Below are 569 nucleotides of genomic sequence, written 5' to 3'. Positions count from 1 at the left end.
AGCTGCTTTTTCTTGGCCTTCATGATGTTGGGCAAGGTGACGTAGCGGGGCTCGTTCAGGCGCAGGTCGGTGGTGATGACGGCGGGCGTGGACAGGGCCACGGTTTCCAGGCCGCCGTCGACTTCACGGGTGACATTCACCTTGTCGCCGGCGACTTCGACCTTGGAGGCGAAGGTGGCCTGGGGCAGGTCGGCCAGGGCCGCCAGCATCTGGCCGGTCTGGTTGGCATCGTCGTCGATGGCCTGCTTGCCGCAGATGACCAGACCGGGTTGCTCCTTGTCCACCAGGGCCTTGAGCAGCTTGGCCACGGCCAGGGGCTGCAGCTCGACATCGGTCTCGACCAGGATGCCGCGATCGGCGCCGATGGCCATGGCCGTGCGCAGGGTTTCCTGGCACTGGGCCACGCCGCAGGAGACGGCGATGACTTCGGTCACCACGCCTTTTTCTTTCAGGCGCACGGCTTCTTCGACGGCGATTTCGTCAAAGGGGTTCATGCTCATCTTGACGTTGGCGATGTCCACACCCGTGCCGTCCGACTTCACGCGGACCTTCACGTTGTAGTCCACCAC

The 569-nt window shown here is 64.1% G+C and carries 1 protein-coding gene; it reads right to left on the bottom strand.

Translation table 11 applies throughout. The features are described from left to right. A partial coding sequence (locus tag P353_RS04095; RefSeq protein ID WP_232776239.1) for an electron transfer flavoprotein subunit beta/FixA family protein occupies nt 1–569 on the bottom strand: 569 nt, incomplete at both ends.

The organism is Comamonas testosteroni (genome assembly GCF_000761245.1).
GTDB classification, from domain to species: Bacteria; Pseudomonadota; Gammaproteobacteria; order Burkholderiales; family Burkholderiaceae_C; genus Comamonas; species Comamonas testosteroni_C.
This window is presented reverse-complemented; position numbering and strand designations above follow the sequence as displayed.